Here is a 22,945-nt window from a genome sequence, read left to right as displayed (position 1 = left end):
TAGTAATGCAGATTACGGTTTCGGTGGCATCAACCGCTTGTGCTGGCTTGATAGATACAGCGAATGGACGTGATCAACCGTCTCCTGACTGACTGAGAGCTCCCGAGCAGTGCCAGCAGCTGAAAGGGGTCCGTCAATATGGAGCGCAAGAATACTATCAAGCGTCTCATAATCAAGTCCAAGCTCATCTTCATCGGTTTGGTTATCCCATAGCTCAGCACTCGGAGGTTTTTCAACAATTTGTTCGGGAACACCAACGTCTGAGGCAAGCTGCCAGACCTGTGTCTTATACAGATTACCGATTGGATGGCAATCAACTGCCCCATCGCCGTATTTAGTATAATACCCAGTCAAAGACTCACTCTTGTTCCCAGTACCCAGTACAACATTGTTTTCATCGTTTGCCAGCAGGTAATTATACGCTGCGCGAATTCGAGCACGAGCATTACCTAAGGCACGGTCATCCGGTGATCCCGGGTAGCTTGAAACAAGAGCATCGAGAACTGGCTCAATGTCAATCGTGTGTGTAGCAATATTCAGCCGATCTGCAACGATCTCTGCATCGCGCACACTTGCATCGCTGCTTGGTGCTGCCGGGAGAATGAGTCCAGTAACGGAATCCGTTCCAAGTGCTTCAACAGCAAGGTATGCAACAAGTGAGCTATCAACACCACCGGAGAGACCAATAACGGCACCATCGGCACCAGCAGCAGTAACCTGCTCATCAATGAATGCTACAATTCGTTCACGACGGTCAGCAAGTTCTGAGTCCGATAATCGAAGATCAACCATACAGACAATTACTCATGGAGATATAATAGTGATATCCCCCGAACAATTACCACCATCTCATAACGAAATCCATCAAAAGCAGAGTAGCAAGCTAGCGAAAAGGTACGTTATTGAGTCTAAGTATGTCAGAAGCTGTTTATCCGGTCAGTGCCCACCGTTGGTTATCACGCGTAACGAGTTCCTGATCTGCAAGCGTCATTAAGATATCTTCAACAATTGGTGGGGGAAGATCAGTCTCTTCTGCCAATTCAGGAACTGATTTGGGACCATCTGCCAGTGCAACCATCAGCTCAGCGCGTAGTCGGCGATCATCCTCATCTTGTCCACCAACTTTGTCAGCGAGTTTCTCATGTGCTTCAGCAATTCGTCCTTGAACCCACCGTTGTAACATCGAAAGTTCGTTCTCAAGCTCCTCAAGTCGGTGAAGTTCTTGAGAGAGACGCTGGGGATTGTTCTGTTCGGAGATATTTAGATCAACACTGAGATAGCTAAACGAGGCAATATCGAGGTTGCGGCTAGCTGGATAGGCACTCTTGGTTCCAAATCCATACGGGGAGACATTAATTTCCAGACGGATATTCCGTGCAATGTGGAAGTATTTTCGTTGGCGATCGTCAACCCGACTTTCTACGACCCCTGCTTCCTCAAGTTTGCGCAGATGATCGATTACAGCTTTTGGACTCACACCTAGATATTCGCTAATCTCGGTAACATAGCATGGCCGACGAGCAAGTAGTCGGAGAATCCGTCGTCGGTTCTCATTTCCGAGTAGATCCAACAATGCGGCAGAGTCCATCTAATGATAATTTGCGTGTCGGAACTCAAAAGCATGTCTGTAGCCGGTGAGCATTATTTGCATTCAGATAATAAAGACATCGACAGGAATGATCCAACATACAACGATAACGATTGAAGTCATGAGGAACCAACGCGGAGAAATTCGAAGACACGACCGAAGAGTAGTACAATAAGAAATCCACTCGCAAACCCGATTGGAACCCATTGCTCTGGATTGTTGAATAGAATCCAAACTGCAGTACCCAAAATGACGCCAAAAATAATCCCTGCTAAAAGAAACTGGAATCCGCCATCTGCTGTTTGTTGCTTGTTGTCACTGCGATCCGGCAACGCCTGAATATCGGTGGACGTTGGGTTTTCTGGGAGTTCCTCAAGGCATTCAAAACAAAGAAAATACTCTTCCCCGTCTTCAAGTTCAATTGTCATTCCGCCGGTATTGTTTCCCTCAAGCGTCCAGAGGTTCTCCCCACCACCACCTATACGTACATCTCGCTGACAACCGTCACACGTCTCTGATGCCATGTATAATAATACATTAGCGACTAAGAAGACTCTTGCTCTCAATTAACTACCACGACAGAAGTATGAGACCGCTCACTGCGATTTGATCTCTTCGAATGTGTTCAGAAGATCCTCAGTCGAACTCCCTGTATCATATTCTACCTCCCCGTGGTAGTCTTCCCGGTCGCTTGCAAACGATGTATCAACTGCAGTTGCCTTCTGTTCGCGACGCTCGTGTTCGTCTTCGTCATAGTCACCCATTGGCATGGTATACAACAACTGGGTAGAACAGTATATGTTATTAATCTATTGGTACCAGTAAAGAGAACAACAAGAAGAGAAGGAAAAACGAGCAGCGCTGGAGAAATCCTAAAATGAAACTGGTTCAGTTGGAGGTGTTACGCCGGGTGGGGTCGGATCCCGGTCACAATATCCTTTTCGGCCAACGGCATCTTCGGACATTGCAGCATAGATGGTGAAGATTAGATCTGTTGAGGACTCATATGTTTCAGGGTCGCATCGACCAAGTACGTCACCGAGACGCTCTGATCCATTTTGATGCTCAATTTCAACTGTACCGTATTTTTCAATTACCTCTGCTGTTGTCAGTGGATACTGCTCGCTTTTGAGCTGTTCCCCAGTACCGTTCAGTTGCATTTCTATTCAGAACTTATGTGGAAGATAATTATAAATATTTCCCATTAAAGACATTGGTAAGTTAACGCATGTCAGTATTGATGCTAAACCTTCGTCAGAACATCCATTGCTGAGCAGCTAATACTGGTCACATGGTCATTGCTGACCTGCACGTGCATACAACGAACTCAGATGGTCAACTCTCATTTGCTGATCTACCAGCAGCAGCAAAGGAGGCTGGTCTGGAGGTCATCGCAGTTACAGATCATGATCGTATACATCCACAGATCGATGCACCAGTAATTGTCCGCGACGGGGTAACAATTATTCACGGCATCGAGCTTCGGGTGCAGGCAGATGATCTTCGAGTCGATTTGCTTGGGCTCGGGGTCTCCCCAACAGCTGAGCTGCAGGCTGAATGTGATCGGCTTGGAGCGGACCGGATACAGCGAGCGCAATCGATAATCGCGTGTATTGAACAGCGTCTGAACGTCAAACTGAATATTGAGTTATCCGAGAAGGTTGGTCGTCCACATATTGCACGTGCAGTTGTAGAGCACGCAGAGACTGTCTATGAGACAGAGCAGGCTGTATTCGACGAATTAATCGGACGGGATTGTCCATGCTACCGATCCCGGTCGGTCCCCACGTTTGAACAGGGAGTAGCACTGCTAAAAGATGCGTGTGCAATCGTTGGACTAGCACATCCATTTCGGTACAGCGATCCACAGGCCGCGCTGAAACTTGCTGTGGAACTTGATGGTGTTGAGCGGGAGTATCCATACGATAGCTCAGTGGATGTATCTGAGGTTGATAAGATAATCAATGATTATGAATTGCTGGCACTTGGAGGATCCGATGCACACGGAAAGAGACTCGGGAAAACAGGTCTGACCGCAAAGCAGTACGCCACCGTTGCAGAACGTCTTCCAGACAGTAACTGATTCCAACCTGTAGCTGAAATTTAACTTTTGCAGCTACGTTCCCGTCCTCAAAGAGCGAGTAGGGCGGGGATACATCCGTCACATAGCCACAGCAAAAACAGCCAAGTCAACTGCTAGCAGACACTAAATTGTGACGGACTTTACTCATGAGGCTGGCTTCGAGTGGGGTTATACCCACGGTCAGACTCCATCTCCCCGTCACCAGCAAGTAGGGTTGGGACAATCCGAATCAACGCCTGTGGGGACTGGCACCGCTGTGAGCCTGTCCCAGCGCGGGACAGGGCTTGCAAGTGCCGTCGTGGAACCACGCGAACTACAATGCCGCGAAAAATATCGGACTACGATATCTCCGTCGCAACCAAACTGGGGGCGACGGAGACGCATCCTTGGGCGTACGCTTGAACAGCGGGACGTTGAACGTAAACGGAGGCTATTCTCCTGCCGATGAATCGGCCAGAACGGGAGTCCACGCTGAATCCAACCGCTTTAGCGGTGGGTAGCTCAAGTACCTTTGTAGGTCGCAGAGAATCATGACCTGTATGAGAATAGGTATCATATACGATGCAAGCCGTAGCGTTGAATGTGACCCATGTTGAATAAATAGATATGCAGTGTCACTACTGTGATGATGACGCCGTATATGCTGCAGAGTCCGATGGGATCAAGGTTGGGCTCTGTGAGCAACATTTTCAGGAACGGCTCGAAGAACTAGCTGAATCAGACGCATTCAAGCGGATTAAAGACCAAGTAGACGTAAACCGTCGCGAGTAGTCTGCATGGGCATTTTCGGAGCAATGTTCGTTGAGAGTGTAGTCTGGATCCGGACAATATAACGCATATGCGGAGTATCACAAATAGAACGAATATTTAATCTTCTGATAGAAGCTGAGTTAGTGTTGTTATTCGAGCTCTCTTGTGGTGTGTTCCTCAAGATGGCCGGCGATAAGGTCATTAACTGTTGAAGCACGCTCGACCATTGGAAGGTGACCACTCGATTTAATATCAGTCCGCATGCCTCGTGGTAAATTGTCAGTCAAGTCTACTGTTTCTGATCTGCCCACAATTGGATCGTTTGTTCCTCGTAGCACTTGCGTTGGGAGAGTCATTTCATATAGTGGCCAGTCTCGGCTGTAATCATCAAGGACAGCACTAATATCAGCCCATCCAGATGGTTCTGGGTCTTCCTGCATACGCCATTCAACAAGTTGGTCAAAAGACTGCGGAGATTGTTGCTTGAAAGATATAGAGGTAAGCTCAGTCGTTACCGCTGCAGTTTGATCTCGATTGTTAGCTGTCACGGCATATGTGCGCATCGCATCAAAGTATTCCTCAAGCGGCGAATTGGGTGTGCTGATCAAAAGAAGAGACTGCGCTCGGTTGTATCGCTTAGCATACTCAAGAGCAACGAGGCTACCAAGTCCAAATCCGAGAAGTTGGACATGCCGAACATTTTCTTCTTTGAGGAGGCGTTCAATATGATATGTTGTTTGTTGAATTGATCGCAGTTCGCTATCCGAGTCTCTGGTTCCAGAAGGAAGGTATGTAACAGCCCTATATGGTCCAGCAATTTCCTGAAATTGCCAGGCCCATTGCCATCCACCGAATCCAGGAGACGGTACAAACAGTACTACAGGTCCTTCGCCAGCAATCTGATACTGAACTTCAGAGCCATCAACGGAAGGGCGGTTGATATCAGTCATTATATCTCATCGTTTAACGGCCCATACAGAAATTCGTACAGGGCTGGCGTGACATACACTTCAATAGCGGCGGCAATTGCAAGAGCAATCCATGCAATAGCAATGACTGCTGCCAACCCATGAAGTTCTGAGCGTGTTATGAGTTGCTCACGGACTCCTCTAATCCGGTTAACAATGATATGACCAGCACGAAGCCCGACAGCAGCAGCAATAAAGATTGCTGGCAATTCAAGAATTCCGTGTGGAACAAGTAACACGAGAGTTTCGCCTAATCCCTGTTCAGCAACGGCAGGTCCGGCTACGAATCCAATAACAATACCATTAATCAAGATGGCAAGGAGAGCAAACACACCCAGGGTAATGGCACCGAGGGCAATCATTGCTAAGAAGGCAATCGTATTGTTAACCAAGATCGCCTGTAACGTTAGTTCGTCTGGGAATGCATCTTCAATTCCTTCTCCAGTGAGCGCAGAGAAGATATCAAACCCGATAGCGACTAGTCCAGCTCCGAGAACGATACTAACGACAAACAGCCCAATGACACCAGCAACATAGGGACGAAGATGCTGCCACTGTGTCTGGACCGTATTGGCCAAGTAGTTTGGGTTCACACTGGAATTAAGACTGGTTGCATTTTATCAGTTTTCACAGAATATCGAAGTGAGTATCACGGGAGGGTGCTGCGACAATGGAAATAACTCGGGGGGCAGCATTCTGCTGTTTTTGGATATCAGTCATTGGTAGTACGGTTATGTTGTTCAGCCCAGAACGCACAACAGGCCCATTCCATATGCAATTACAGAATTTCAAGGCGAAAGCCCACCGGCTTTATCCCTTGGATGAAGCCGGCATGACATGTCACAAACCACGTAACGTAGACTGGTTGTAATCTCATCGTTTATTTTATTTGAGACGTTATAAGCAGATAGACATGCGACATGCTGCTGCGGAGAACGTGCTCATGCTCAAGATGGCCACGAGTGCGTCTCAACTCTTACACAACTCACACACCTTCGCAGCCCAACCAGCAGCGGTTGGCATGTCACGAAACGACTCTCCACTTGTGGCCGGAACGGAGAGTCAGGCCGATGGCCCGGCCCGCTGCTCACGGTGCTGGACGCTCGTGAGTGTCACTCCCTTCTTGGGAGGGCAACACCGAGTGGATACCCAACACGCCACACCTTCGTTGGGGGCCAAAGGTGCAATCAGCGAACCCGCACGTTCACAGCCGGGGTAATCAATCTGGTTGAATTACCCACGGAGGAATCCCACGACTTCAGTCGTTGGAGAAGGTCAAGTATCAAATAGAGCCTAGCAAAGAAATGTTTCCAAGAATTCTCTGGCAGTCAGTATAGGAGTGCACAGACCGCAATGAGTAGACATCTATAAGTGGGATATCAGCAAACGGGGGGACATGCAGAGAGTGAGTGTAGCAGACCGATTCTGTTCGTTCTGCCCGGTATGCGATGAATCACCTGTGAGATTGAGCCTACAATTTGGAGCAAGGTCTGGTTCCTAAGAATCATTCTGATATTCTATCTCTGATCTCTGCGAGGAGTCCCAAGAGAATTCCAAACCCGATTATGAATACTAGAAACTCTGTTGTGTCGATTTCCCCTCTGATTCCGAATCCAGCACCGATGTAGGCGGCTGTAGCGGTTACAACGGCGAGAAGCCAGAATCCCATATCGTATCTTGTATCCTCTACTGTGTCTCTTCCAACGGTGAGGAAGAATACAGCACTTATCAGGAGGCTGAGACCTGCAATGACTGCGATTATCATAGGCTCCCATGGCCGGGTCACCAGAACTCCGAGCGCTATCACGAGGAATAATAGGCCTGCTCCGAGCCTCTGCTTTACGCTCATATCCGAAAATGGAGCCATATATTCAGTGAGATCTAGCCACTACGAATAGATTGGGTGTCAAAGATCTCCTGTGCCGACTGATCTGACCTCCAATCTATCGAAGCACCACGTTCGCGCATTCCATCTTGCATATCAGGGTGAATACTATTTTCATTCGATAGTGTCTCGATCGGTCAGTTCTGGTATATAGCCGGACAGTTGTCTTATCGAAGAGTAGTTACTTATCGGGTTGCAATGGTGAACTATCATGGATGCTGCGCTGGTGATTTTGGACGGTTGGGGAATTGGTGACCATGATCGGCGCAATGCGGTTGCAACTGCATCGACACCTACCTTTGACCGAATTGTTAGTACCAGTATTTCTGGGCAACTATCTGCTTCTGGACGAGATGTCGGATTACCAGATGGACAAATGGGAAACAGTGAGGTCGGTCACCTGAATATTGGAGCTGGTCGTGTCGTGACTCAGCCATTTACGCGAATTGAAGATGCTATTGAAGACGGATCATTCTTTGAGAACGAGGTACTTGTCGAAGCAGTCAAGTCTGCCGCTAGAGCAAACAACTGCGTTCATTTCATGGGGCTCATGAGTCCGGGAGGAGTGCACTCACATCAACGTCATCTCAAGGCACTGCTAAAGTTAGCTTCCAAATATAATGCAGAGTCAACCACCCATGCATTTCTGGATGGGAGAGACACCCCACCGAAGTCAGCAACGTCAGATATTGAGACGATTCAGCAGGCGGTTGCGGAATATGAAACAGGAAGCATCAGCACAATAATGGGGCGATATTATGCGATGGATCGGGATGAAAATTGGAGTCGGACGAAGCAAGCCTACGATGCAATTGTCAACAGAGAGGCACAGTATCAAGCGGAAACACCTATTGAAGCATTAAATGACGCATACGAGCGAGAGGAAACAGACGAGTTTGTTATCCCCACAACTATTTCTGATGGAATAGCACTTTCTGAAGGAGACACTGTCGTGTTCTTTAATTTTAGACCGGATCGGGCAAGACAGCTTGTCAGGACGCTGACTGACACCGATCCAGAATGGGAATATACCACAACGCCACCAGAGATTAAGCTTGTGACGATGACGGAGTATGATGAAGAGTATGAGTTCCCGGTCGCATATCCACCGGATGAACCAGAAGCAACATTGGGGACAGTACTCGCAGATCAGGGGCTAACACAGCTTCGAATCGCCGAATCAGAAAAGTATCCACACGTAACGTACTTTATCAATGGTGGACGTGAAGGTGCGTTCGAGGGCGAAATACGAGAGATTGTCTCGAGTCCAGACGTTCCAACCTATGATGAACAGCCTGAGATGAGTGCAGCGGAGGTCACAAATCAGGCAATTAGTATTATTAACGAATCGGATCCAAATGTTCTGGTCCTGAATTATGCAAATCCAGATATGGTTGGACACACGGGTGATTTTGAGGCTGCGGTTACTGCTGTCGAGACAGTTGATCACGAGTTAGGACGACTCTTGGGATCACTCGACTGTCCGGTAATTATCATTGCTGACCACGGAAACGCTGATGACATGGGAACACCTGAAAACCCGCATACGGCACATACAACAAATCCAGTTCCATTCATTTATGTTCCTAAAAACCGATCTAAGCCGGTGGATATCACAGTCCGCAGTGACGGTCGGCTTGCAGATGTTGTACCAACTCTGTTGTCACTACTTGGGATTCAAAAACCGACATCAATGACTGGCGAGTCATTACTCATCGAGAACCCGGAGTAATTGATCAATGTACAACCCACGTCACGGCAAACGTTTTTGATAGCTCTCCAGTATTATGGTGGTATGAGCGAAGTCCAGTTTGATGTCCCGTCATCAATTCTTGACTCTCTTCCTAGTGAAGATGATGGTGCAGTTGCTGATATGGAGCAGGCAGTCGCTGGATGGGAACAACGAATCAACCAGGGAATTGAAGCCGCTGATTCAACACAAGAGATAGGAGAAGTGCTGGTCGATTCAATCGATATAATGGAGTCCAGACTTGAGCGATACGACGCGTTTGTACCAGAACTTCGAGCATGGGGCCAATCACCAATTCATGCAATTGCATGGCGGAACTTGTATGCTCATTTGATCCAGCAAATTGCTGACAATGATCAGTATGCAGATCTGATTGATCGAGAGCGTAACGCTCGGCTGGTAGAGGACGGAATTCGATGGGAAAACATCGAGTAACAAATCCAGATGATAGAACCTTACTGGGGATTATTGTATCACGAGTACGTATACCATGCAAATGGGAACAGATGTTAATATTACGTGCCGGTTTTTTGCCACCTTTCGGAAAGCAGTAGGTGGGAAAACCCAAGAATATTCGTTTACATCTGAGATAACGGTGTTTGATTTATTGTCATTTCTTGAAGAGGAATATCCAGGTCTGGAAGGGGAGTTACTCGATAACAGGGAGTTGCGGGGAAACATCAATGTTCTTCAGAATGGTCGCAATGTTACACACAGAGATGGGACGGATACAAGCTTGTCCGATGGTGACACAATAAGTATTTTCCCACCGGTCGCTGGTGGAACACAAACAGAGATTACACAAACATTTCGTGGTGTTCCAGAGTGGAAAATTATCGACTATCTTGAGTCGGTTGGTGGAAAGCAAACCAACAAAACGACCGTAAATGCAGAACGTTGGCAAGCATCAACGAAATCTACAACGGTCTCGATCGGTCCTTCAATGACGTTAACTGAGGTAACAGTAAAACTTCGAGGAGAGAAAGAGGCGCTCGAAGAGATTCTACCGAAACTAAAACAAAAAGCCATGCGTGCGGGAGGTTAACTAATTCGTTGATTGGGAAAGCTACTTATCAGAGTCAGAGAACCCGGCGACTGTCTGGCTCTCACAGACTGTAGGTTAGTCAGTCGTCACCGACGGCGGTTGCACCAGATGAGGTATCGGTTCCGGGGCCAATGTCAATCCCTAATTCATCAAGCCGAGTATCTGGCACCACACCATCCTCCCAATTGCGGACGTCATAGTATTCTTCTTTCATCTGTTCAAGCTCACAGATTTCACCTTCGCTTGCACCTTGGCCTTCGATTGTCCGGTCTGTATCTGGCAAGAACCGGTCTGGAAGTGTATCATCTGCGCCATCAAATCCAACGAGATTATTGTAGTATCGCTCAAGGGTATAGATCCGCTTACCACATTCGATCATCTCCTCTTCACTGTAATCGAGTCCAGTCATACCGTTGAATTGGAGTACATACTCTTCGATTCCTTCGGCGAATGCGTTGAATTTACAGATATCAAATGAATCAGAGATGGCGTGGAGATCTTGGAAGGTGGCACACAATTCACCCTTACCTTCCCACTCATATGGGTCGACCTCTTCTGGGATGCCCAAGATTTCAGCAGCCGGCGTGTAGCCGCGGAGATGACAGGCACCACGGTTTGACGTTGCATATCCAATGCCCATACCTTTCATACAGCGAGGGTCGTATGCTGGGATTGCCATTCCCTTAACCGACATAGCCAGTTGCCGGTCGCCAAGAATATCGGCTGCTCGTTGAGCCCCCTCAGCAAGGGTATCAGCGATTTCCCCTTCACGATGACCAATCTGTTCAATCATGTCAATCATTTCATCAGCATCACCCCAGTCAATACCTTCATCAATCAATCCTTCTTCTGATGCATCCATTGCCATTGACAGAGCATTTCCTGCCTCAATTGTGTCAATCCCGAGGTCGTTACAACGATCGATCATGACCGCGATTTTGTCTCGGTCATCGTTCATCGCGTGTGGGCCAAGGGCCCATGCTGATTCATACTCGTAGGATTCCATGCGAACCTCTTTTTCTTCACCATGGTGGTCGGTTGATACTTCAACTTCTTTCTTACATGCAACCGGGCAGGAATGACAGGTTGGCTCATTAACAAGGATATTCTCTCGGACACTTTCTCCAGAAACATTTTCTGCATCAATATTTGGTTCTGAGGGTGACCCGGACCGTTCAGTCCGTGTTGAAACGTACTGGCTATTCTTTGTCGGAAGTCCATCCATTTCCTCTGTTAGATTCATCAGTACGTTGGTTCCATAAACCGACAATCCACCCTCATTTGGAGCCGTAACATCAGAATCTTGGATTAACCCCATCGCCTGCTGAACACCCTCTTGGAATGTTTCTTTGTCTGCTGGTTTTGGGAGATCAGTGGTGGCTTTGACAACAACAGCTTTCAAATTCTTGTTGCCCATAACGCAGCCAGTGCCACCTCGACCCGAGGCTCGATCATCTTCATTGATGATTGCTGCATAGCGAACTTCGTTTTCGCCACCCGGACCAATACCCATGAAGCTCAGATTTGATCCATACTTGCCATCAAGTTCTGATTCAATCTTATCTTTGGTCTCATGGACACCCAATCCCCAGAAGTTTTCTGCATCCCGAAGTTCAACCTCCCCATCCTCAATATAGGCGTAAACTGGGCTATCTGCCTGTCCGTCGAAGAGGAGCCCGTCGAGTCCAGCCCATTTTAATCGGGCACCAGACCAACCACCTTGATGTGAATCAACGACCGTTTCAGTCAATGGCGATTTTGTGCAGACCGCCAGTCTACCACTCATTGTAACCTGTGATCCGGTCAACGGGCCGGTCATGAAGGCTAAGAGATTATCTTCGCTAAGTGGTTCAACACCTGGACCCTGTTCAAAAACGTATTTGACACCAAGTCCGCGTCCGCCGATATACTTTTGTGCGTCTTCTGTGTCAATCCCTTCGTACTCAACTGACCCATCGGTGAGATTTACCCGCGCAATTCGGTCATGATAACCGCCGAGATCGGTCATATAATCACCAATAGTTACATAAGGCCTACATTTTGTTAACAGTTATCGTGATAAACGTAACCACTGATAGTTACACAAGGATGTACAGATACCGAAAATATCCGTATACAAGGAGGATCAGGAAGGTAACTTTCAGAGTGAAAGACGAGCGTTATATATCGCGGGTCAGCCCGTCGCGGAAGTCACGGCCGAAGTACATACCGAGCGCCCCAAGTGCACCACCAGCGAGTGCTCCCACTGCAACGACAATGATTGCAATGTCCAATGCAAAAATTAGTGGAACATAGCCAGCAGCTGCGCCAGCAATACCAAGAGCAGCACCGACGCCAGCAGCATCGGTATACCGTTTGGTACCAAGAAGGCCGAGGGCAAATGCGCCGGCCAAGAGTCCAACCGGACCACCAACGAGAGGGATGAGCTGACTTCCAATTGCTGCTGGAATACCTAACGCAGCAAGTGAGGTTACCAGCCGTCGGGGGGATATCGCACCTTTGATTCGGGATCGAAGTGACGAACTAGTCTCACCAGATTCCTCAGACGTGTCAAGGTTACTAAAGTCTGAGTCGGTGAGTTCGTCAACGCGCTCAAGCGGGTCTTCGTCCTGTGACTGCTCTTCCATACGCTCAACCATATATTCTAATATGGCTCCAGATAGGTAAGGGCTTTTCCTGCGTGTCAGATGTTGTAGCAAGATAATTGAGACGAATAAAACCGTAAGAGTCTCTCAAAATAGGTCGAAGAGCAACGGTTGGCAACTACTGAGATGCGATATTCGTGCCAAGCTCGTCGCCAAATAAGTCATTATCAATAGATAATTCGTTAAATACGGAGGCAGTTCCGTCGAGGTATGCAATCTGTCCATTAACGAGTGTCAAGACTGGGAAAATAGCTTCATGATCTTCAAAAGGAGTCCATGAACATCGACCATGTAGATGATCGCTGGAAATCGATGTAATGTCGTCTGGATCAAAGACAAACAAGTCAGCATCCATGCCAGGTTCAATGCTTCCTTTGCTCTCAAGGCCAAAGATCTCCGCTGGATTCCGGGCAACAAGATCACGGATACGAGAGTATGACAGTGTCCCATCCTCAGCCAATTTCAAGAACAGTGGGACCATCGTTTCAACGCCCGGGACTCCACTTGGTGCATCAACAATTGATGTGTTCTTTTCTGACTGCGTATGTGGTGCGTGGTCTGTTGCAATGATATCAACTTTCCCGTCAATAATTCGCTCAAGAACCGCCTGCTGTCGGTCTTGAGAACGAAGTGGTGGATTCATCCGCCCGTATGTTCCAAGATCCGAAAGGTCATCTCGAGAAAGCAGTGCATGGTGAGGAGTGACTTCACAGGTTGCAATGTGCTTGTCAACAAGATCAATCGCCTCCGGCGTTGAGGTGTGGGCAACATGGATGTCAGCATCAAAACGCTCACCTGATGCAAGGGCATCCTCAACGGCCGTAATTTCTGCCTCAGCAGCTCGATACTGACTCCATAGGTCCGCAGTTGCATCGCGTCCGGTCCCTTTGGAATCTGAGAGGACATCATCCAAGAATAGCGATGCGTCCTCAGCATGTACTGTGACCGGCAAATTGGCGTCAGATGCATATCCAAGTGCTGTCTCAAAGAGTTCAGTATCAATGCCCATATCTCCAGTTGAATCAGCCAAGAACACTTCTCCAAGCGCAGTAATTGGACTTGTAAAAAGTGAATCTGGATCCCACTGTTTGGTCACTCCTCCGTTTACGCCGTAGTTCACGAGTGATGTACGTGCAAGCGTGAGCTTTTCCTCAACAGCACGTCCGGTTACGGTTGGTGGCTCTGTATTTGGTTGGTCAATCACGGTTGTCACACCGCCAGCGGCTGCTGCTTTGCTCCCTGTTGCCCATGTCTCTTTGTGCGTAAATCCAGGTTCACGAAAATGAACATGTGCATCAATTGCTCCGGGGAATACACGAGTTCCAGACAACTCAAAAACCCGTTCGTCATCGTTTGGCGAAAGAGAAGGAGAAACAGCGTCAATTGTTGAGCCGGAAATACGAATGTCAGCCGTTTGTCCGTCCGGAAGGACGGCATTCGTGAGCAGCATGTATCGGTGATAAGTCAGGGAGACATTAATAGTTTCAGAAACAGCATATCAAGTCTTTCCTGTGGTTCTCCAAGAAGAGATACGCAACAGGTATGCAGAAAGTGAGAATCAAAAGAATAATCGAGGATGGACTACACACGTTCGTACGCGCACCGCTTAGATAAGAGATAATCAAGATTGAGGCACATACCATACCACTGTCATGATAGTCAAATGAACCATGGAAAGCATATGATTACGATTCCAGCAGACGTGATTAAACAGTACGAGTTATTCACATTAGTTAATTCGCCATATACAGCACACGACGAAGGACGGGCAATTGACTTGTATCCACCTGAAGGGACAGCACCATCACCGGTCAGTGGAGAAGTAATCGACATTAAGACAGTACAGGCTCCCTCCCAACCCTATGCTGTTGAACAGGATCACTTGATAATTATTGATACGGACGTAGGACAAAGAACATACTATACGGCCGGTGGGGAACCTGCAGTTGCTCGTGTTATGCACGTCGAGCCGACAGTTTCAGTCGGAGACATAGTCGAGGGGGGAGAATCATTAGGGAACCTTGTTCGAGCAGGATTCTTTGCTCCGTGGGTGAAAAATCATCTGCACGTGGGGTTTCGTGCACCAGAGGCTAATTATACACGTGCATCCGGGTCATTACCGCTGTCTGCTGATATCGACGTAGAGCCGCTTCGATGGGATGGTACAGGGACAATCAAAGAAGCTGGGAAAACGTATGCAATGCTTGATCTCCCGGAGCATCCAAGTCCGGGAGATACTTTCGTTGGAATTGCAGATGACAGTGGAAAAGTAGCAATCGACGGGGGATTGCCACACTTTGATCGTGGAGGTGTGTTCGGGGATTACACTGGAAATCTCAAACTACTCGAAACAACGATCGGGGAAGTACAAGACGGCATGGTTGAATGGAGTCCTGTACAGGTCTACGCAAATACGACACCGATTATGGGGCTATCGTTATTCGCAGCACGAACAAATGATTTTGGAGCACGGTTGGTGTGCCCAGAACATTCGTTTTCTGTTGGGACAGAGGTATCGGTTGAAATTCAGGCCGCTGGTGAAGAGTGATCGCCTCTTGTGCAAGCCCAGCAGTTATGTGTCCTGAGCGAAGGTGTACTCACATTCAAGTAAGAAAACGCGGCGCATCTTGAATATGCATCGCCGACATCTTATTTCGGGAATTGGAACAGCCTTCGCAGCAGGTCTCGCCGGATGTGGTGGTTTCCTCGGAAATAGCGGACCACAGGCAACTGTCGAAGATTATGCCAAGGCAGTTAATGAGAATGATGAAGACGGTATAGATGAGTTAATCCATCCTGAGTCACCGCGACAGAATGACCCGTTTGGCATGATGATGCTGGACGAAATTGAAATCGAACTTCACGAATTGGAAACAACGAAGCAAGAAGAAAAAGAGGCAGTCGTGAAGGCAGATATGACTGTTACGGGGATGGGTCTCGAAGACCGAGAGCAGGAGACATTCGAACTACAAAAGTCGGAGGGAGAATGGAAAATTTGGTAATAGCGAAGGGTAAAATGCAGTAAAAGCGTCCTGACGGAGATTTGAACTCCGGTCCCGGGCTCCGCAAGCCCGGAGGATAGTCCACTACCCTATCAGGACTCATCTCTATCTTTCGTGTACCCGACTAAAGGGATTACGGTGTGGCCTCGTCAGAATATATACCATATGAGAATCATATGTCGCTTGACAGTCAGAACAGACAACGACAACGATTATAGAATGGACTAACAATGAAGAGCAAAGAATGGGCGCGATCGAAGAGACATATGAGGAGGAGATTGATGCAGATATTTCATTAGAGGAGTATCGAACTGCCGTACAGGATCGGATCGAGCAGATGGGAGGACTTGCAGATGAAGAAACAGCTGCAATGCTTGTTGCCCATGAACTCGAAGAAGATGGTGGAGAAGTGGGGAACATTGCCGAAATTAAGCCAAAGATGGATGAGGTGAAATTTGTCGGAAAGGTAATATCAGTCGGTGAACTCCGAGCATTCGAGAGGGATGAAGAAACAGATGAGGAGGACGACGAAGCCAAAGGACACGTCGTAAATCTTGAACTCGCTGACGAGTCCGGGCAGATTCGGGTTGCACTCTGGGATGGATTAGCAGTTGATGCAAGTGAGACTCTAGAAGAAGGGCAAGTACTTCGAGTCAAAGGCCGCCCAAAAGAGGGCTATTCAGGCGTTGAGGTGAATGCTGAAAAAGCTGAGCCTGACACGGAAACGGAGATCAATGTAAGTGTAGCCGATACATATCAGATTTCAGACCTCTCACTGGGACTTTCAGATGTCAATCTGAAGGGTAAAGTGCTCGACACGGAGCCTGTCAGAACATTTGACCGTGATGATGGATCAGAAGGGAAAGTCGCCAACCTTGTACTGGGCGATGAAACCGGCCGAATTCGTGTTACGCTCTGGGATGAAAAAGCACCACAGACAGAGGAGCTTGCAGAAGGTCAATCAGTTGAAGTTATTGATGGCTATGTACGAGAGCGAGATGGTTCACTGGAGCTACATGCCGGAAATAGAGGCGCAATCGAAAAACTTGATGAAGAGATTGAATATGAACCAACCGGGACACCAATCGGTGAAGTTGAGATGGGAGATACGGTCGATTTAGTTGGGGTTATCCGATCATCAGATCCAAAGCGAACATTTGATCGAGATGACGGATCAGAAGGACAGGTAAGGAATATCCGTATTCAAGATGACACAGACGATATTCGGGTTGCATTGTGGGGAGATCTTGCCGATAAAGAGATTGGCCCCGGTGAACGAATCGCAGTCACAGATGTTGAAATTGAGGACGGCTGGCAAGATGATCTCGAAGGATCAGCAAACTGGCAGTCCTCTATCACGGTATTGGATACTGATCCAGCGCCACAGCAAGAATCTACAGCGGATAGTGGAGTAAATCTCTCTTCGTTTGAAGACACAGAGCAATCAACGGACGTAGGGAAGATAGAATCATCAACAGAAGTAGAATCAACTGAACAACAGCAGTCAGGTTCAGGAGACAGCATTGAGTTTACTGGAACTGTTGTACAGAGTCGAAATCCTGTTATCTTGGATAATGGTGAAGAGACAATTTCAATCGAAACAGATAAACAGGTGAATTTAGGAGAAGAGATCACGGTTCGAGGAGAAAAGCGGGAAAATGGGAGAATTGTTGCAGCCGAGATCATATAACTTGAAAAGACTGGCGACTGATAGAGAAAGACGGAAAGGATTAAGGCATATACTTGCACGAAAAATGGTATGAGCGTTGAGTTACCGTTCGCCCCCGTCGATGAGATCATTCGTCGAAATGCTGAGGACTATCGAGTGAGCGCAGAGGCAGCTGAGGTCCTCGCACTACAAATTCAGGATTACGGGGCAAGACTCGCAGAAGCTGCTGCCGACAAAGCAACGGAAGACGGACGAAAAACGTTAATGGCATCGGACTTTGATGTTCAGCAAGTCGTTAAAAAGGACGATCTAACATTGCCAATCGCCCCTGTTGATCGAATCGCACGGATGAATATCAACGATACATATCGTGTGTCAATGGATGCCCGCATCGCACTTGCGGATATTCTAGAAGAGTTCGCTGACAACGTCGCAGGGAAAGCCGCTATCTTGGCAGATCACGCGGGGCGAAAAACGATAAAGGCTGCAGATATCGAAACATATTTCGAATTATTCGAGTCGAATTGAGATGAACTACGGGTATAATTCGGCGTGTCTCGCCCACGAAACCGGTTCGCGGCATCCAGAGAGTCCCGACCGTCTTCGAGCAATCAAAGAAGGGCTCAAACGGAAACACGGCGTCAATTACGTAACCCCTGATACAGCGGACAAATCAAGCTTAAAAGCAGTACACGACGACGAGTATATTGAAGAACTAGAAACGTTCTGTGCAGATGGCGGAGGAAAGTGGGATCCAGACACAACCGCAGTTGAAGAGACATGGGATGCAATCTTAGCATCAGTTGGAATGGCACAGTGGGCTACGAGAGAAGCACTTGAGGGGAAAACAGGGCGAGAAACGGCATTTTCACTTGGTCGCCCGCCAGGTCATCACGCCGTTGAGGATGATGCAATGGGGTTTTGCTTTGCAAATAATATCGCACTTGCAGCGCAGACAGCACTAAATGAAGGTGCATCTCGTGTAAGTATTGTAGATTTTGATGTACATCACGGAAACGGGACACAAGATATATTCTATGATCGTGATGATGTCTTTTTTACGTCAGTTCATGAAGAGAATATCTATCCTGGTAGCGGAGAAATCTCTGAAACAGGTAAAGGAGATGGAGAAGGGAATACACTCAATGTTCCTCTACCATCCGGATCAGGAGATGTGGCATACCGGACAGTATTTAACGAAATCCTCGAGCCGGCTCTGAAGCAGTATGATCCCGACGTCTTGCTCGTCAGTTCTGGGTTTGATGCACACAGGCATGATCCAATCTCAAGGATGACACTAACAACAGAGGGGTACGGAATGCTGGCCAAGCAGCTCCAAGATATTGCAGAAGACCTAGATATCGGACTGGCATTCGTGCTTGAAGGGGGATACGCATTAGAAGTGCTTGCAGAATCGGTTAGAAAGGTCCATGAGGTATTTGATGGGTATGATCCAGTCATCCCAGATGGAGAGCCATCAGAGAAACTTATCTCCCGTATCGACCGTGTCCAAGAAGCGAATTCGATGATTGAATAGCATAGACCGATCCGAAGAAAGCTATGAGTCATCAAGGTAGTCGTTCTGTACCGAAACCACTTCTGTAGAGGTAGAACAATTCATGTAGCGTTGAAGTGGTTCTTTGTTATATTCCAGAAACGTTTCTCCCCACGAAAACGGTGAGAGGATTTCACGTGCCTGTTCCCATTCCCCAAGAATAGCCAAGGCGCCAGCAAGTGCTTCAACTGTCGTGAGTTGGAATGCAGTGCCATAGTTGACAGGATTTACAGCAACAAGGAAGGGAAGGGCCCGACGCTGTCCGCTAAGCTCATATCGTTCTTCTGTAGCAGTTTCCCAAGAGCAGTCAAGTGCAATAAGACGGTCAGAGCCATCTTTATCATTCGGAGAAAGTGCAGTATCAGCGTGAGGATCTAAAATGATACCATATGGAGTCTCTCCAGCAGAAGAATGAAGTTCTGCATATCCTAAACGACTAAGCTTTCGAGCAGTACACTTTTCTGGGTCATCATCACCCTCATAACGAATGTGTAGCTCCACATGCACAGTAAGTAGCAACTGCGCAAATATGTCCCGATTGATAAAGCAGGAACAACATCGCAACACCCAACTAGACGGATATAACTAGCTACACGGAGCGACAATAGATTATGTCATCGGGAGGGCAAGCAAATCGACGACGCTGGGCGCAGACGATAGACGACCCTGCCACAGGGGTCCCGGAGAAAATGGAACAACGATCAGACGAGCTTACACCAATGCTCTCACAGTATTATGAGTTAGCCTCTGAGTATAGCGATTGTCTGTTGTTGTTCCAAGTTGGAGATTTCTACGAGGCATTCTGTGAGGCTGCTGAGACAGCCTCTCGGTTGCTGGAGATTACACTCACGCAGCGAGAGGATAGTACGGGTACATACGCGATGGCAGGGATTCCAATCGACAATGCAGAGTCTTATATTGATTCATTGCTGGATGCAGGATATCGGGTTGCAATAGCTGACCAAGTCCAAGATCCAGATGAAACAACAGGTGTTGTCGATCGAGCGGTTACACGAATTATTACTCCTGGAACGTTAACAGAAGAGGAACTGCTAGCAGATGAGTCAAACAACTTTGTTGGAAGTGTAGCAGCAATAGACGGGGCATATGGACTGGCATTACTGGATGTTTCAACAGGCGATTTCTTTGCAACGACAAGCGAGAGAGCATCACGTATCAAAGACGAGATAGACCGATTCGCCCCAGCAGAAGTCATCACAGACTTAGAGCAGCCTCCGATACCTGAAAAAACACTAATATCACCACACAGGGACAGAGCATTTGATTTCGAAACAGCGAAAGGTCGGTTTGATGCGTACTTTGGGGCAACCAGCCCGGGACTTATAACCGACGCTGAGATTAAAGCATGTGGAGCATTGTTGTCGTATGCAGAGTATACCCGGGGAGCAGAGGTAGCCACGGTGACAGAGGAGAACACCAATTTATCTACACAGAGACTTGAATATATCAATCAGATCAGGCGGTATGATCCTCGGGAATACATGTTGCTGGATGCAGCCGCCTTGCAGAGTCTTGAGATATTTTCGTCCCGAAGCGTTCGGGGAGTGGATGATGCGACACTCATCGAGATGCTTGATGAAACACAGACAGCAATGGGAAGCCGAAAGCTCGAAGAGTGGCTCCGGCAACCGTTAGTCGATACACAAGAGATTCTGAGCCGACAAGGTATAGTTGCAGCATTAGTCTCTGATGTCACAACAAGAGAGGAACTTCGAAGATTATTACAAGAAGTATATGATATTGAGCGGCTGGTTTCTAGAAGTGCACGAAATAGAGCAAATGCTCGCGACTTACGATCACTACATGACACGCTTGAGGTCGTTCCAAAGATACAGTCTGTGCTTGCAGAGACGGACTCTGAAGCTGTAACGGCATTTGCAGAAAGAATCGATCCTGTGAAAGAAATAACAGAGTTGATTGATGAATCGATCCGTGGAGATCCACCGGCAGAGATAACCGAAGGAGGAATTATTGCAGAAGGATACGATGAGACGCTCGATGAACTGCGAGCAACAAAAGAAGCCGGGAAACAATGGATCGATGAGCTAGAAGAAAAAGAGCGAGAAAGGACTGGAATTGATTCACTCAAAGTTGGGTACAACAGCGTTCACGGATATTACATCGAAGTCACAGATGCAAATCTTGATTCGGTTCCAGACCACTACGATCGACGACAAACACTGAAAAACGCAGAGCGGTATATCACTCCAAAATTAAAGGAACGTGAAACAGAGATCGTACAAGCAGAGGGTAAAGCGGATGATCTCGAGTATGAGTTATTCTGTAAGATTCGGCGAAAAGTAGCAGAAAGGGCCCGGCAGCTACAACAACTGGCCGAGGAATTGGCGAGAATCGATGTTCTCGCTAACCTAGCAGAAGTCGCAGCGGTGAACGATTATACCCGACCTGTAATCGATGACGGGAGTCAGATCGAGATACAGGGTGGTAGGCATCCAATTGTTGAGCAACGTCAGCAGTCATTTGTGCCAAATGATACGACACTAACCCCAGATGAACGGTTTATGATCATTACGGGGCCAAATATGAGCGGGAAATCAACGTACATGCGGCAAGTTGCACTAATCATATTAATGGCACAAATCGGAAGTTTTGTTCCAGCGGATCAAGCCCAAATTCGTCCGATTAATCGGGTTTTCACCAGAGTTGGAGCAAGCGATGACATCGCAGGAGGTCGGTCGACGTTTATGATTGAAATGCTGGAAGTTGCTGAGATCCTTCGACATGCAGACGAAAACTCACTTGTGTTACTCGACGAGGTGGGGCGAGGCACAAGTACAGCTGATGGATTAGCAATAGCGAAAGCAATTGTATCACATCTGCATGATAAAACAAAATCTTTGACGCTATTTGCAACGCATCATCACGAACTCACCAAGACGGCCTCCCAACGATCAGCGGCCAAAAATGTCCACTTCGAAGCAGAGCATACGGACACGGGAATTGAATTTTCACATGAATTACGCACAGGGGCAGCCACCGGATCGTACGGAATCGATGTTGCACAAAAAGCAGGCGTTCCCGAGGCAGTGGTCGAGGATGCAAGACAACTGCTTGAACGAAAAGAGAACGAGCAAGAGTCTACAGCAGACAATCAAGGCATGCCAGCAGATGCTTGCACCCAGCAGATTATTACTGAAATTGAAGAGCTTGAAATTGCAACAATGACGCCAGTTGATGCACTGACCAGGCTAGCATCACTACAAGAAACAATTAACAATCAGGAGTAGCAGCGACAAACTCAAGACCTTGTTCTGAAAGGAGCTGGCGTGCCCTACCAGTGACCGAAGGAGCAACAAGGATTCCGCGGATATATGCGTCGTCATGTAAGTCTCGATTGAGAGCATCAATATATCGCTTGAGTTGTCCAACGGCGTCGGGGCCGACACGTCGTCGTTTTAATTCTAGCACAACGATATTACCATCAGCATCTTCGCCAAAGATGTCAACTGCTCCCGCAGACGTTTTCCGCTCGGTAGCTTTGGGAGTGAACCCGACCTCAATCATTTCAGGTTGCTTAAGGATCTGGCGCTTGAGATCAGCCTCGGTTCCTACTAAATCAAGATCGTGTGTATCCTGAAGTGTTACAGCAGCGACAAACTGAATCGATTGAAAGCTGACTTCAAGCCGTTCGTCTGGAGAGGTGCGTACGCTCTCGATGATTAACTCCTGGTCATCAACTCTAACTGACTGGTCGCTTCCGGGAGGCTGCCAATTGACAGGCTTTTGGCCTTCATCAGTATGTACAAGTGTAGTGCCATCCGGTTTGAGCATGACGTGACGTTCGCCTAGGTCAAGGGTGCTTGAAGCTCGACCGTTATAGTCAACCGAACAGCGTCCAAGAACGGTAGTCAGAGCGGCATTTGATAGACCAGTTTCAATCTTAGATTTTGCAGAATCAAGAGCTGGTTGCGTTAGAACGTCGTACACAGTATTCAAAATGCACGGGAATTATTTGAGCTAAAC

Annotated in this window: 23 protein-coding genes, 1 tRNA gene and 2 pseudogenes; 12 read left to right on the top strand and 14 right to left on the bottom strand. The window is 47.7% G+C overall.

Going from position 1 to position 22,945, the window contains the following annotated elements:
* Positions 1 to 12: 12 nt before the first annotated feature.
* The 5 genes from K0C01_RS07275 to K0C01_RS07255 all read right to left on the bottom strand — a co-directional run bounded on the left by K0C01_RS07275 (position 13) and on the right by K0C01_RS07255 (position 2,748).
* Positions 13 to 792, bottom strand: coding sequence for an NAD+ synthase (locus K0C01_RS07275; protein WP_221169056.1), 780 nt, complete (start codon positions 790 to 792; stop codon positions 13 to 15).
* A 136-nt stretch (positions 793 to 928) separates the two neighbouring features.
* Complete coding sequence (locus tag K0C01_RS07270) at positions 929 to 1,588, bottom strand: ArsR/SmtB family transcription factor (protein ID WP_221169055.1); 660 nt, start codon at positions 1,586 to 1,588, stop codon at positions 929 to 931.
* 119 nt (positions 1,589 to 1,707) lie between these two features.
* Positions 1,708 to 2,112, bottom strand: a complete 405-nt coding sequence (locus K0C01_RS12975) for a DUF7561 family protein (protein ID WP_221169054.1) — start codon at positions 2,110 to 2,112, stop codon at positions 1,708 to 1,710.
* Positions 2,113 to 2,184: 72 nt separating this feature from the next.
* Positions 2,185 to 2,358 carry a DUF5786 family protein gene (locus K0C01_RS07260; RefSeq protein WP_221169053.1) on the bottom strand — a complete coding sequence of 58 codons (174 nt, stop codon included), beginning with the start codon at positions 2,356 to 2,358 and terminating at the stop codon, positions 2,185 to 2,187.
* A 102-nt stretch (positions 2,359 to 2,460) separates the two neighbouring features.
* Positions 2,461 to 2,748, bottom strand: coding sequence for a DUF5789 family protein (locus tag K0C01_RS07255; protein ID WP_221169052.1), 288 nt, complete (start codon positions 2,746 to 2,748; stop codon positions 2,461 to 2,463).
* Positions 2,749 to 2,879: 131 nt separating this feature from the next.
* On the opposite strand from K0C01_RS07255, the gene K0C01_RS07250 reads away from it, so the two are divergent.
* The 3 genes and pseudogenes from K0C01_RS07250 (at position 2,880) to K0C01_RS07245 (ending at position 4,442) form a co-directional block, all read left to right on the top strand.
* Entirely contained in the window at positions 2,880 to 3,671 is a 792-nt protein-coding gene (locus K0C01_RS07250; protein ID WP_221169051.1) for a PHP domain-containing protein, read from the top strand.
* A gap of 302 nt (positions 3,672 to 3,973) precedes the next feature.
* Positions 3,974 to 4,171: pseudogene (locus tag K0C01_RS12800) on the top strand (RNA-guided endonuclease TnpB family protein); the annotation flags it as partial.
* A gap of 106 nt (positions 4,172 to 4,277) precedes the next feature.
* Positions 4,278 to 4,442 (top strand): DUF6757 family protein, encoded by a 165-nt coding sequence (locus tag K0C01_RS07245; protein ID WP_221169050.1) that lies wholly within the window; start codon positions 4,278 to 4,280, stop codon positions 4,440 to 4,442.
* 128 nt (positions 4,443 to 4,570) lie between these two features.
* On the opposite strand, the gene K0C01_RS07240 is transcribed toward K0C01_RS07245, so the two are convergent.
* The 3 genes from K0C01_RS07240 to K0C01_RS07230 form a co-directional block, all read right to left on the bottom strand.
* A complete protein-coding gene (locus K0C01_RS07240; protein WP_221169049.1) occupies positions 4,571 to 5,371 on the bottom strand; it encodes an alpha/beta fold hydrolase in 801 nt (266 codons plus the stop codon).
* Positions 5,371 to 5,982 carry a stage II sporulation protein M gene (locus tag K0C01_RS07235; protein WP_221169048.1) on the bottom strand — a complete coding sequence of 204 codons (612 nt, stop codon included), beginning with the start codon at positions 5,980 to 5,982 and terminating at the stop codon, positions 5,371 to 5,373. Before K0C01_RS07235 ends, K0C01_RS07240 begins: the two co-directional genes overlap by 1 nt.
* A gap of 911 nt (positions 5,983 to 6,893) precedes the next feature.
* Positions 6,894 to 7,238 (bottom strand): hypothetical protein, encoded by a 345-nt coding sequence (locus tag K0C01_RS07230; RefSeq protein ID WP_221169047.1) that lies wholly within the window; start codon positions 7,236 to 7,238, stop codon positions 6,894 to 6,896.
* A gap of 247 nt (positions 7,239 to 7,485) precedes the next feature.
* On the opposite strand from K0C01_RS07230, the gene gpmI reads away from it, so the two are divergent.
* From gpmI to K0C01_RS13075, 3 genes and pseudogenes are all read left to right on the top strand, one after another.
* Positions 7,486 to 9,006, top strand: a complete 1,521-nt coding sequence (gene gpmI, locus K0C01_RS07225; protein WP_221169046.1) for a 2,3-bisphosphoglycerate-independent phosphoglycerate mutase — start codon at positions 7,486 to 7,488, stop codon at positions 9,004 to 9,006.
* A gap of 63 nt (positions 9,007 to 9,069) precedes the next feature.
* Positions 9,070 to 9,459: a DUF7971 family protein gene (locus K0C01_RS07220; protein WP_221169045.1), complete on the top strand. Its 390-nt coding sequence runs from the start codon at positions 9,070 to 9,072 to the stop codon at positions 9,457 to 9,459.
* A 61-nt stretch (positions 9,460 to 9,520) separates the two neighbouring features.
* Positions 9,521 to 9,808, top strand: a pseudogene (locus K0C01_RS13075) (ubiquitin-like small modifier protein 1); the annotation flags it as partial.
* A gap of 340 nt (positions 9,809 to 10,148) precedes the next feature.
* Here K0C01_RS13075 and K0C01_RS07205 read toward each other — a convergent pair.
* The 3 genes from K0C01_RS07205 to K0C01_RS07195 form a co-directional block, all read right to left on the bottom strand.
* Positions 10,149 to 12,077 carry an aldehyde ferredoxin oxidoreductase family protein gene (locus K0C01_RS07205; RefSeq protein ID WP_221169044.1) on the bottom strand — a complete coding sequence of 643 codons (1,929 nt, stop codon included), beginning with the start codon at positions 12,075 to 12,077 and terminating at the stop codon, positions 10,149 to 10,151.
* A 151-nt stretch (positions 12,078 to 12,228) separates the two neighbouring features.
* Positions 12,229 to 12,708 carry a DUF8526 domain-containing protein gene (locus tag K0C01_RS07200; RefSeq protein ID WP_221169043.1) on the bottom strand — a complete coding sequence of 160 codons (480 nt, stop codon included), beginning with the start codon at positions 12,706 to 12,708 and terminating at the stop codon, positions 12,229 to 12,231.
* 124 nt (positions 12,709 to 12,832) lie between these two features.
* Positions 12,833 to 14,164, bottom strand: a complete 1,332-nt coding sequence (locus tag K0C01_RS07195) for a dihydroorotase (RefSeq protein ID WP_221169042.1) — start codon at positions 14,162 to 14,164, stop codon at positions 12,833 to 12,835.
* Between the two features lie 231 nt (positions 14,165 to 14,395).
* Between K0C01_RS07195 and K0C01_RS07190 the strand changes: the two genes are divergently transcribed.
* Both K0C01_RS07190 and K0C01_RS07185 read left to right on the top strand, forming a co-directional pair.
* Positions 14,396 to 15,262: a DUF8155 domain-containing protein gene (locus tag K0C01_RS07190; protein WP_255568235.1), complete on the top strand. Its 867-nt coding sequence runs from the start codon at positions 14,396 to 14,398 to the stop codon at positions 15,260 to 15,262.
* 85 nt (positions 15,263 to 15,347) lie between these two features.
* The gene (locus K0C01_RS07185) at positions 15,348 to 15,716 is read left to right on the top strand and encodes a hypothetical protein (RefSeq protein ID WP_221169040.1); all 369 of its coding nucleotides are present in this window, start codon (positions 15,348 to 15,350) and stop codon (positions 15,714 to 15,716) included.
* 26 nt (positions 15,717 to 15,742) lie between these two features.
* On the opposite strand, the gene K0C01_RS07180 is transcribed toward K0C01_RS07185, so the two are convergent.
* Positions 15,743 to 15,815 (bottom strand) — tRNA-Arg (locus K0C01_RS07180).
* A gap of 145 nt (positions 15,816 to 15,960) precedes the next feature.
* Between K0C01_RS07180 and K0C01_RS07175 the strand changes: the two genes are divergently transcribed.
* The 3 genes from K0C01_RS07175 (at position 15,961) to K0C01_RS07165 (ending at position 18,922) form a co-directional block, all read left to right on the top strand.
* Positions 15,961 to 17,406, top strand: a complete 1,446-nt coding sequence (locus K0C01_RS07175; RefSeq protein ID WP_221169039.1) for a single-stranded DNA binding protein — start codon at positions 15,961 to 15,963, stop codon at positions 17,404 to 17,406.
* 69 nt (positions 17,407 to 17,475) lie between these two features.
* Complete coding sequence (locus K0C01_RS12970; protein WP_221169038.1) at positions 17,476 to 17,913, top strand: histone family protein; 438 nt, start codon at positions 17,476 to 17,478, stop codon at positions 17,911 to 17,913.
* Between the two features lies 1 nt (position 17,914).
* Complete coding sequence (locus tag K0C01_RS07165) at positions 17,915 to 18,922, top strand: histone deacetylase family protein (RefSeq protein ID WP_221169037.1); 1,008 nt, start codon at positions 17,915 to 17,917, stop codon at positions 18,920 to 18,922.
* 21 nt (positions 18,923 to 18,943) lie between these two features.
* On the opposite strand, the gene K0C01_RS07160 is transcribed toward K0C01_RS07165, so the two are convergent.
* A complete protein-coding gene (locus K0C01_RS07160; RefSeq protein ID WP_221169036.1) occupies positions 18,944 to 19,441 on the bottom strand; it encodes a DUF367 family protein in 498 nt (165 codons plus the stop codon).
* Between the two features lie 110 nt (positions 19,442 to 19,551).
* Here K0C01_RS07160 and mutS point away from each other — a divergent pair, with 110 nt between their 5' ends.
* A complete protein-coding gene (gene mutS, locus K0C01_RS07155) occupies positions 19,552 to 22,209 on the top strand; it encodes a DNA mismatch repair protein MutS (protein WP_255568234.1) in 2,658 nt (885 codons plus the stop codon).
* Here mutS and nucS read toward each other — a convergent pair.
* Positions 22,193 to 22,918, bottom strand: coding sequence for an endonuclease NucS (gene nucS, locus K0C01_RS07150; RefSeq protein ID WP_397541124.1), 726 nt, complete (start codon positions 22,916 to 22,918; stop codon positions 22,193 to 22,195). The genes mutS and nucS overlap by 17 nt on opposite strands.
* Positions 22,919 to 22,945 lie beyond the last annotated feature (27 nt).

It is taken from the genome of Salinarchaeum sp. IM2453, from assembly GCF_019693215.1.
In the GTDB taxonomy this organism is placed as follows: domain Archaea; phylum Halobacteriota; class Halobacteria; order Halobacteriales; family Salinarchaeaceae; genus IM2453.
Note: the sequence above shows the minus strand (reverse complement) of the source record. Positions and strands in the feature narration are given on the sequence as shown.

Excerpts from the sequence above, each read along its gene's own strand:
- K0C01_RS07195 (WP_221169042.1), bottom strand. The coding sequence starts at position 14,164 with ATGCTGCTCACGAATGCCGTCCTTCCGGACGGACAAACGGCTGACATT.
- K0C01_RS07245 (WP_221169050.1), top strand. The coding sequence starts at position 4,278 with ATGCAGTGTCACTACTGTGATGATGACGCCGTATATGCTGCAGAGTCC.
- K0C01_RS07270 (WP_221169055.1), bottom strand. The coding sequence starts at position 1,588 with ATGGACTCTGCCGCATTGTTGGATCTACTCGGAAATGAGAACCGACGA.
- K0C01_RS07190 (WP_255568235.1), top strand. The coding sequence starts at position 14,396 with ATGATTACGATTCCAGCAGACGTGATTAAACAGTACGAGTTATTCACA.
- mutS (WP_255568234.1), top strand. The coding sequence starts at position 19,552 with ATGTCATCGGGAGGGCAAGCAAATCGACGACGCTGGGCGCAGACGATA.
- K0C01_RS07220 (WP_221169045.1), top strand. The coding sequence starts at position 9,070 with ATGAGCGAAGTCCAGTTTGATGTCCCGTCATCAATTCTTGACTCTCTT.
- K0C01_RS07165 (WP_221169037.1), top strand. The coding sequence starts at position 17,915 with ATGAACTACGGGTATAATTCGGCGTGTCTCGCCCACGAAACCGGTTCG.
- K0C01_RS07260 (WP_221169053.1), bottom strand. The coding sequence starts at position 2,358 with ATGCCAATGGGTGACTATGACGAAGACGAACACGAGCGTCGCGAACAG.
- K0C01_RS07240 (WP_221169049.1), bottom strand. The coding sequence starts at position 5,371 with ATGACTGATATCAACCGCCCTTCCGTTGATGGCTCTGAAGTTCAGTAT.
- K0C01_RS07230 (WP_221169047.1), bottom strand. The coding sequence starts at position 7,238 with ATGAGCGTAAAGCAGAGGCTCGGAGCAGGCCTATTATTCCTCGTGATA.
- K0C01_RS07250 (WP_221169051.1), top strand. The coding sequence starts at position 2,880 with ATGGTCATTGCTGACCTGCACGTGCATACAACGAACTCAGATGGTCAA.
- gpmI (WP_221169046.1), top strand. The coding sequence starts at position 7,486 with ATGGATGCTGCGCTGGTGATTTTGGACGGTTGGGGAATTGGTGACCAT.
- K0C01_RS12970 (WP_221169038.1), top strand. The coding sequence starts at position 17,476 with ATGAGCGTTGAGTTACCGTTCGCCCCCGTCGATGAGATCATTCGTCGA.
- K0C01_RS07185 (WP_221169040.1), top strand. The coding sequence starts at position 15,348 with ATGCATCGCCGACATCTTATTTCGGGAATTGGAACAGCCTTCGCAGCA.
- K0C01_RS07175 (WP_221169039.1), top strand. The coding sequence starts at position 15,961 with ATGGGCGCGATCGAAGAGACATATGAGGAGGAGATTGATGCAGATATT.
- K0C01_RS07200 (WP_221169043.1), bottom strand. The coding sequence starts at position 12,708 with ATGGTTGAGCGTATGGAAGAGCAGTCACAGGACGAAGACCCGCTTGAG.
- K0C01_RS07275 (WP_221169056.1), bottom strand. The coding sequence starts at position 792 with ATGGTTGATCTTCGATTATCGGACTCAGAACTTGCTGACCGTCGTGAA.
- K0C01_RS07255 (WP_221169052.1), bottom strand. The coding sequence starts at position 2,748 with ATGCAACTGAACGGTACTGGGGAACAGCTCAAAAGCGAGCAGTATCCA.
- K0C01_RS12975 (WP_221169054.1), bottom strand. The coding sequence starts at position 2,112 with ATGGCATCAGAGACGTGTGACGGTTGTCAGCGAGATGTACGTATAGGT.
- K0C01_RS07205 (WP_221169044.1), bottom strand. The coding sequence starts at position 12,077 with ATGACCGATCTCGGCGGTTATCATGACCGAATTGCGCGGGTAAATCTC.